The 273-nt window shown below is 81.3% G+C and carries 1 pseudogene; it reads left to right on the top strand.

Features of this window, described 5'->3' with window-relative positions:
- Nucleotides 1-273, top strand: a pseudogene (locus ACSNOD_RS31920) (hypothetical protein); the annotation flags it as partial.

The following is a 273-nucleotide window of genomic DNA, read 5'->3' as shown; positions in this document are numbered from 1 at the left end:
GGCGCCAGGAAGTCGTACGGGTCGTCCTGCCCGTGCTGGCGCTGCTGCTCGCCGCCGGCGGAGGCATCGCCGGGGTGCTCGCCTCCCAGGGGGCGACCCCGCCGGCGTCCTCGGGGGTCACCGCGCCTCCGGCCGCGACGGCGGGCGGCGGCGACGGCGGCCGCTCGTCACCGAGCTCGGGCCCGGCCGGGACCGGCACCCGCACCCCGGACAAGGGCTCCTCCGCCGGCGGAGAGGGCGCCAGCCCGTCCGTGGAGAGCCCGGCCGGCGAGT

The sequence above is a fragment of the Streptomyces sp. URMC 123 genome, from assembly GCF_051386515.1.
Classification (GTDB): domain Bacteria; phylum Actinomycetota; class Actinomycetes; order Streptomycetales; family Streptomycetaceae; genus Streptomyces.
Note: the sequence above shows the minus strand (reverse complement) of the source record. Positions and strands in the feature narration are given on the sequence as shown.